The sequence below is a fragment of the Flavitalea plasmicola genome, assembly GCF_030546645.1.
GTDB lineage: Bacteria > Bacteroidota > Bacteroidia > Chitinophagales > Chitinophagaceae > Puia.
In genome coordinates, this window is the sequence record NZ_JAUOTO010000019.1 from 1 (window position 1) to 10103 (window position 10103).

Annotated in this window: 1 protein-coding gene; it reads left to right on the top strand. The window is 55.0% G+C overall.

Translation table 11 applies throughout. The features are described 5' to 3' along the window. The coding region (locus Q4E93_RS34395; protein ID WP_303592665.1) for a hypothetical protein at nt 1-10103 on the top strand (10103 nt) is incomplete at both ends.

The following is a 10103-nucleotide window of genomic DNA, read 5'->3' on the forward strand; positions in this document are numbered from 1 at the left end:
AATGGCGGCGCTACAGGTTCTGTAGTGATCACGCCTGCAGGTGGGGTAGGACCATACACCATCACCCCCGCACAAACAGGTCTTACAGCCGGCAGCTACACCTTTACCGTCACCGACGCCAACGGCTGCTCGATCACGGTACCAGTCACCATCACTGAACCCACGCCGATCACGGCTACCACAGCAGTAACCAACGTTGCTTGTAATGGTGGGGCCACCGGGTCTGTAGTGATCACGCCTGCAGGTGGGGTAGGACCATACACCATCACTCCAGCACAAACGGGTTTAACAGCTGGCTCTTATGCCTTTACCGTTACGGATGCGAACGGTTGTTCTATCACCGTACCTGTTACGATCACCGAACCTACGCCGATCACAGCCACTACAGCAGTGACCAATGTTGCTTGTAATGGTGGCGCTACAGGGTCTGTAGTGATCACACCTGCTGGCGGGGTAGGACCATACACCATCACCCCTGCTCAAACGGGTCTCACAGCCGGCAGCTACACCTTCACTGTTACCGATGCCAACGGCTGTTCCATCACCGTACCTGTTACGATCACCGAACCTACGCCGATCACGGCTACCACAGCAGTAACCAATGTGGCTTGTAATGGTGGGGCTACCGGATCGGTAGTGATCACCCCGACCGGCGGCACTGCACCTTATACGATCACTCCGGCCCAGACCAACCTGGCTGCCGGCAGCTACACCTTTACCGTCACCGACGCCAATGGTTGTTCCATTACGGTACCGGTGACGATCACTGAACCTACGCCGATCACAGCCACTACAGCAGTAACCAATGTTGCTTGTAATGGTGGGGCTACAGGGTCTGTAGTGATCACACCTGCTGGTGGGGTAGGACCATACACCATCACACCAGCCCAGACAGGCTTAACCGCTGGCAGCTACACCTTTACTGTTACGGATGCCAATGGCTGCTCGATCACGGTACCGGTTACGATCACGGAGCCCACTCCCATCACGGCTACCACCGTAGTAACCAATGTTGCTTGTAATGGCGGGGCTACGGGATCAGTCGTTATTACTCCTGCAGGTGGGGTAGGACCATACACCATCACCCCCGCCCAGACTGGCTTAAGCGCTGGCAGCTATACCTTTACGGTCACGGACGCCAACGGTTGCTCGATCACGGTGCCGGTCACAATTACCGAACCCACCCCGATCACGGCCACTACAGCAGTAACCAATGTTGCTTGTAATGGTGGCGCTACAGGTTCTGTAGTGATCACTCCTGCTGGCGGGGTAGGACCATACACTATCACCCCCGCCCAAACGGGTTTAACCGCTGGCTCCTATACCTTTATTGTTACGGATGCCAATGGCTGTTCCATCACAGTGCCGGTCACTATTACTGAACCCACTCCGATCACAGCCACTACAGCAGTAACCAATGTTGCTTGTAATGGTGGGGCTACAGGATCAGTCATCATTACCCCGACCGGTGGCACAGCACCTTATACGATTACCCCGGCCCAGACGAACCTGGCTGCCGGCTCCTATACGTTTACCGTCACGGATGCTAGCGGCTGTTCTATCACGGTACCGGTGACGATCACCGAACCTACGCCGATCACCGCTACCACGGCAGTAACCAATGTTGCCTGCAATGGCGGGGCTACAGGTTCTGTAGTGATCACACCTGCTGGTGGGGTAGGACCATACACCATCACACCCGCACAAACAGGTCTTACAGCCGGCGCCTACACCTTCACTGTCACGGATGCCAACGGTTGCTCGATCTCTGTCCCCGTGACCATCACCCAACCTGCTACCTTGGCTGCCAGCATTACAGCTACTACCAACATAAACTGCTTCGGCGGAACAACTGGTTCAGCTACTGTCACCGCTACCGGCGGCACCGTTCCGTACACCTACAGTTGGAACACAATACCAGTACAAACTGGGGCTACCGCTACGAATCTTGCCGCCGGCACTTACACCGTGACCATCACCGATGCAGGTGGCTGTACGACTACCGCTACGGCTACGATCACTGAACCTGCCGCTGCTCTCTCTGCTGGCATCACGGCCACTACGAATGTAAACTGCTTCGGCGGCATAACTGGTTCAGCTACCGTCACCGCTACCGGCGGCACCGCTCCTTTTACTTATAGCTGGAATACCACACCTGTTCAAACAACCGGAACGGCTACCGGCCTTGCCGCCGGCACTTACACCGTGACCATCACCGATGCAGGTGGCTGTACGACTACCGCTTCGGCTACGATCACTGAACCTGCCGCTGCTCTCGCTGCTGGCATCACGGCCACTACGAATGTGAACTGCTTCGGCGGAGCAACTGGAAGTGCCACAGTAACTGCCACTGGCGGTACGGCTCCATACATTTACAGCTGGAATACCACACCTGTTCAATCAACTGCTACAGCTACTGGCCTGGCCGCTGGCATTTATACGGTGACCGTCACAGATGCAGGCGGCTGTACGACGACGGCTTCCGCTACGATCACCGAGCCAGCTGCTGCATTAGCTGCTTCTATAACTGCTCAAACCAATGTAAACTGCTTTGGCGGAGCAACCGGTTCTGCTACTGTGACAGCTGGCGGCGGCACCGCTCCGTATACTTATAACTGGAATACAATACCTGTGCAGTCCGGGGCTACGGCTACTGGCCTTTCTGCCGGTACTTATACAGTCACCGTCACCGATGCAGGCGGATGTACGACAACTGCTACTGCTACGATCACTCAGAAGGCAGCGATCACAGCTACCACTTCGATCACCAACGTACTTTGTAATGGTGGCGCTACAGGATCTGTAGTGATTACCCCAACAGGTGGCACCGCTCCTTATACGATTACTCCGGCACAAACCGGCCTAACCGCTGGCAGCTATACATTCACCGTCACCGACGCCAATGGTTGCTCGATCACCGTTCCGGTTACGATCACCGAACCCACGCCGATCACGGCCACTACAGCAGTAACCAACGTTGCTTGTAGTGGTGGGACCACCGGATCAGTAGTGATCACCCCGGCGGGTGGCAGAGCGCCTTATATAATTACTCCGGCACAAACTGGCTTAACCGCCGGCAGCTATACCTTCACAGTCACTGATGCAAACGGCTGCTCGATCACCGTACCGGTTACGATCACCGAACCCACTCCGATCACGGCTACCACAGTAGTAACCAATGTTGCCTGTAATGGTGGGGCTACAGGATCTGTAGTGGTTACTCCAGCAGGCGGCACAGGTCCTTATGCCATTACCCCCGCGCAGACAGGTTTAAGCGCCGGTACCTATACCTTCACCATCACTGACGCAAATGGCTGCTCGATCACTGTGCCAGTCACTATTACCCAGCCCGCACCGATCACAGCAACTACTACTGTCACCAACGTTCTTTGTAACGGGGATAATACAGGTTCAGTCGTTATTACCCCAACTGGCGGCACAGGACCTTATACCATTACTCCTGCGCAAACCGGTTTAACCGCCGGTAGCCATACCTTCACCGTCACCGACGCCAATGGCTGCTCGATTACGGTACCGGTCACTATTACCCAGCCCGCGCCGATCACAGCCGCTACTACAATTACGAATGTTCTTTGCAACGGGGACAATACAGGTTCAGTCGTTATTACTCCGGCAGGTGGCACAGGGCCTTATACGATCACCCCGGCCCAGACTAACCTGGCTGCCGGCAGCTATACCTTTACTGTTACGGACGCCAATGGCTGCTCGATCACTGTGCCTGTCACTATTGCCCAGCCTGCACCGATCACGGCAACTACTACCATCACTAATGTTCTTTGTAATGGGGATAATACAGGTTCAGTGGTGATTACCCCAGCCGGTGGCACAGGGCCATATACTATCACTCCAGCACAGACGGGCCTACCTGCCGGCAATTATACCTTTACTGTCACTGATGCTAACGGCTGCTCTATTGCCATACCCGTCACCATTACTCAACCCACGCCGATCACCGTCACAACAGCCATTACCAATATACCATGTAATAGTGGAGGGACTGGCTCTGTAGTGATCACGCCAAGTGGTGGCACAGGACCTTATACTATCACCCCGGCACAGAATAACCTGGCTGCTGGCAACTATACCTTTACCGTTACCGATGCGACCGGTTGTTTCATCACCGTACCGGTAACTATACTTGAAGCCACTGCCATTACCGTCACTACATCGGTAACCAACGTACTTTGTCATGGTGATAACACCGGATCGGTTGTGATTACTCCCTCTGGTGGAACTGGCCCTTACACGATCACGCCGGCGCAAACTAATCTGGCAGCTGGTAACTATACATTTATTGTCACCGACGCTAGCGGTTGCTCCGTAAGTGTGCCAGTGACTATCTTGGAATCTACCTTGATTACTGCTACTACGTCCGTGACTGATGTCCTTTGCAACGGTGGCAACACGGGCTCTGTTATCATTACACCAAGTGGCGGCACGGGGCCTTATACGATTACTCCGGCACAGACCAACCTGGCTGCCGGCTCCTACACGTTTACTGTCACCGATGCCAATGGCTGCTCGGTCACTGTGCCGGTCACTATTACTGAACCTGCTCCGATCACGGCTACGACAGCAGTAAGCAATGCTGCTTGCAATGGTGGAGCTACTGGATCCGTAGTTATCACTCCGGCAGGGGGTACAGCACCTTATACGATTACACCGGCACAAACTGGGTTAACCGCCGGCAGCTATACTTTCACTGTCACCGATGCCAACGGCTGCTCTATTAGCGTGCCGGTCACCATTAGCCAGCCTGCTCCGGTTACCGCAACCACGGCCATTACTAATGTTGCTTGCAATGGTGGCGCTACAGGATCCGTAGTGATTACTCCAGCAGGGGGTACAGCACCTTATGCGATTACCCCTGCACAGACCAACCTGGCTGCCGGCAGCTATACATTTACTGTAACCGACGCCAATGGTTGCTCGATCAGCGTACCGGTCACTATCGCGCAGCCTGCTCCGATTTCCGCTACAACTGCCATTACCAACGTTGCCTGTAAAGGCGGGGCTACGGGATCGGTAGTGATCACTCCAACTGGCGGCACTGCACCTTATACGATTACTCCTGCACAAACTGGGTTAACCGCCGGCAGCTATATTTTCACCGTTACCGATGCCAACGGCTGTTCCGTGACTGTGCCGGTCACTATTACTGAACCCGCTGCGATCACGGCCACCACAGCAGTGACGAATGTTGCTTGTAATGGTGGCGCCACGGGATCAGTCATCATCACCCCAACAGGTGGTACAGCGCCTTATACGATTACCCCGGCACAAACTGGCTTAACCGCAGGCAGCTATACCTTTACCGTCACCGATGCCAATGGTTGTTCCATCACAGTGCCGGCCACCATCACTCAACCGGCTGCGATCACAGCTACCACAGCCATTACAAATGTTGTGTGCAATGGTGGGACTACTGGATCAGTGGTTATCACTCCCGCAGGTGGTGCAGCACCTTATACGATTACTCCTGCGCAGACGAACTTGGCTGCCGGCAGCTATACCTTCACCGTTACCGATGCCAATGGTTGCTCCGCGACTGTGCCGGTAACCATTACTGAACCTGCTGCGATCACGGCTACCACAGCAGTGACCAATGTCGCTTGTAACGGCGGGGCTACGGGATCTGTAGTGATCACTCCATCAGGCGGCACAGCACCTTATACAATTACGCCGGCACAAACCAACCTGATTGCTGGCGCCTATTCTTTTACTATTACTGATGCGAACGGATGCTCGATCTCCGTGCCCGTAACGATCGCTCAAACTGCGGGGATTACAGCTGCTACTACTGTTACCAATGTTACTTGCAATGGTGGATCTACCGGGTCGGTGGTCATTACCCCGACAGGCGGCACAGCTCCATATACGATCACCCCGGCACAAACTGGCTTAACGGCCGGCTCCTATAACTTCACCGTCACTGACGCCAATGGCTGCTCTATCACCGTACCGGTGACCATCTCCGAGCCTGCTCCGATCACGGCCACTACAATAGTGACCAATGTGGCTTGTAATGGGGGCGCCACCGGATCAGTAGTGATCACCCCGGCAGGTGGCACAGCACCCTATGCTATTACCCCTGCACAGACGAACCTGGCTGCCGGCCCCTATACCTTCACCGTCACTGATGCCAACGGCTGTTCCATCACGGTACCGGTTACGATCACCGAACCCACGCCCATCACGGCTACCACGGCGGTAACTAATGTTGCTTGTAATGGCGGCGCTACCGGGTCAGTGGTGATCACGCCAACCGGCGGCACTGCTCCTTATACGATTACCCCGGCCCAGACGAACCTGGCTGCCGGTAGCTATACCTTTACGGTTACGGATGCCAATGGCTGCTCGATCACGGTACCGGTCACAATTACACAGCCTGCTCCGATCACGGCCACCACAGCAGTGACGAATGTTGCTTGTAACGGTGGCGCTACAGGTTCTGTATTGATCACCCCGACCGGCGGCACTGCACCTTATACGATTACCCCGGCCCAGACGAACCTGGCTGCCAGCTCCTATACGTTTACCGTCACCGACGCCAATGGTTGCTCGATCACCGTACCGGTTACGATCACGGAACCCACTCCGATCACCGCTACCACAGCAGTGACCAACGTTGCTTGTAATGGTGGCGCTACGGGATCGGTGGTTATTACGCCGACTGGCGGCACTGCACCTTATACGATCACCCCGGCGCAGACGAACCTGGCTGCCGGCTCCTATACGTTTACTGTTACGGACGCCAATGGCTGCTCGATCACCGTACCGGTGACCATCACTGAACCTACGCCGATCACGGCCACCACGGCAGTGACCAATGTTGCTTGTAATGGCGGCGCTACAGGTTCTGTCGTGATCACACCTGCTGGCGGGGTAGGACCATACACCATCACCCCCGCACAAACAGGTTTAACAGCTGGCTCTTATACCTTTACCGTCACCGACGCCAACGGTTGCTCGATCACGGTGCCGGTTACGATCACTGAACCTACGCCGATCACAGCCACTACAGCAGTAACCAATGTTGCTTGTAATGGCGGGGCAACGGGATCGGTAGTGATCACACCTGCTGGCGGGGTAGGGCCATACACCATCACCCCCGCCCAAACAGGTTTAACCGCAGGCAGCTACACCTTTACTGTTACCGATGCCAATGGTTGTTCTATCACCGTGCCGGTTACGATCACTGAACCCACGCCCATTACGGCCACCACAGTCATCACTAATGTGGCTTGTAATGGTGGGGCTACAGGTTCTGTAGTGATCACACCTGCTGGTGGGGTAGGACCATACACCATCACCCCCGCACAAACGGGTTTAACCGCCGGCAGCTATACCTTCACTGTTACCGATGCGAACGGTTGTTCCATTACGGTACCAGTGACCATCACCGAACCCACTCCGATCACCGCCACTACAGCAGTAACCAATGTTGCTTGTAATGGTGGCGCTACAGGTTCTGTAGTGATCACACCTGCAGGTGGGGTAGGACCATACATCATCACCCCCGCTCAAACTGGTTTAATAGCTGGCTCCTATACGTTTACTGTTACGGATGCCAACGGTTGTTCCATCACGGTACCGGTTACGATCACGGAACCTACGCCCATCACGGCCACCACAGTAGTAACCAATGTAGCCTGTAATGGTGGCGCTACGGGATCGGTGGTGATCACGCCTGCAGGTGGTGTAGGACCATACACCATCACCCCCGCCCAAACGGGTTTAAACGCCGGCAGCTATACCTTCACTGTTACCGATGCGAACGGTTGTTCCATTACGGTACCAGTGACCATCACCGAACCCACTCCGATCACCGCCACTACAGCAGTAACCAATGTTGCTTGTAATGGTGGCGCTACAGGTTCTGTAGTGATCACACCTGCAGGTGGCACAGCACCATATACGATCACTCCGGCCCAGACGAACCTGGCTGCTGGCAGCTATACCTTCACTGTGACGGATGCCAATGGTTGTTCTATCACGGTGCCCGTTACGATCATCGAACCCACGCCCATCACTGCCACCACAGCAGTAACCAATGTGGCTTGTAATGGTGGGGCTACGGGATCAGTCGTTATCACGCCTGCTGGCGGGGTAGGGCCATACACCATCACTCCTGCCCAAACGGGTTTAACCGCTGGCAGCTATACCTTCACTGTTACGGATGCGAATGGCTGTTCCATCACGGTGCCGGTCACTATTACCGAACCCACGCCAATTACAGCCACCACCATAGTAACCAATGTGGCTTGTAATGGTGGGGCCACTGGATCGGTGGTTATTTCCCCGACTGGCGGCACTGCACCTTATACGATTACCCCGGCGCAGACGAACTTGGCTGCCGGCTCCTATACCTTTACCGTCACTGATGCCAACGGTTGTTCCATCACGGTACCGGTTACGATCACTGAACCTACCCCGATCACGGCTACCACGGTAGTAACCAATGTTGCCTGCAATGGCGGGGCTACGGGATCGGTGGTGATCACGCCGACTGGCGGCACTGCACCATATACGATCACTCCTGCACAAACGGGTTTAACCGCCGGCTCCTATACCTTTACGGTTACGGATGCCAATGGTTGTTCCATCACGGTGCTGGTTACGATCACTGAACCTACGCCGATCACGGCCACTACAGCAGTAACCAATGTGGCTTGTAATGGTGGCGCTACAGGTTCTGTAGTGATCACCCCGATTGGCGGCACTGCACCTTATACGATCACTCCGGCCCAGACGAACCTGGCTGCTGGCAGCTATACCTTCACTGTGACAGATGCCAATGGTTGTTCGATCACCGTACCGGTTACTATTACCGAACCTACGCCCATCACGGCTACCACAACAGTAACCAATGTTGCTTGTAATGGTGGGGCTACAGGGTCTGTAGTGATCACACCTGCAGGTGGCACAGCACCATATACGATCACTCCGGCCCAGGTGAACCTTGCTGCTGGTAGCTATACCTTTACCGTCACCGATGCCAACGGCTGTTCTATCACCGTGCCGGTTACGATCACTGAACCCACTCCGATCACGGCCACCACAGCAGTAACCAATGTGGCTTGTAATGGTGGGGCTACAGGATCGGTCATCATTACCCCGACAGGCGGCACAGCACCTTATACGATTACCCCCGCACAAACGGGTTTAACAGCTGGCTCTTATACCTTTACCGTCACCGATGCCAATGGCTGTTCGATCACTGTTCCGGTTACGATCACCGAACCCACTCCGATCACCGCTACCACAGCAGTGACGAATGTTGCTTGTAATGGCGGGGCCACTGGGTCTGTAGTGATCACACCTGCAGGTGGGGTAGGACCATACACCATCACTCCTGCACAAACAGGTTTAACCGCCGGCAGCTATACCTTCACTGTGACGGATGCCAATGGTTGTTCTATCACCGTACCGGTTACTATTACCGAACCCACTCCGATCACGGCTACCACAGCAGTAACCAATGTTGCTTGTAATGGTGGGACTACAGGATCTGTCGTCATTACTCCAACTGGCGGCACTGCTCCTTATACGATTACCCCGGCCCAGACGAACCTGGCTGCCGGAAGCTATACCTTCACCGTCACCGATGCCAATGGCTGTTCGATCACTGTTCCGGTTACGATCACCGAACCCACTCCGATCACCGCTACCACAGCAGTGACGAATGTTGCTTGTAATGGCGGGGCCACTGGGTCTGTAGTGATCACGCCTGCAGGTGGGGTAGGACCATACACCATCACCCCTGCACAAACAGGTTTAACCGCCGGCAGCTATACCTTCACTGTGACGGATGCCAATGGTTGTTCTATCACCGTACCGGTTACTATTACCGAACCCACTCCGATCACGGCTACCACAGCAGTAACCAATGTTGCTTGTAATGGTGGGACTACAGGATCTGTCGTCATTACTCCAACTGGCGGCACTGCTCCTTATACGATTACCCCGGCCCAGACGAACCTGGCTGCCGGAAGCTATACCTTTACCGTCACCGATGCCAATGGCTGTTCGATCACTGTTCCGGTTACGATCACCGAACCCACTCCGATCACCGCTACCAC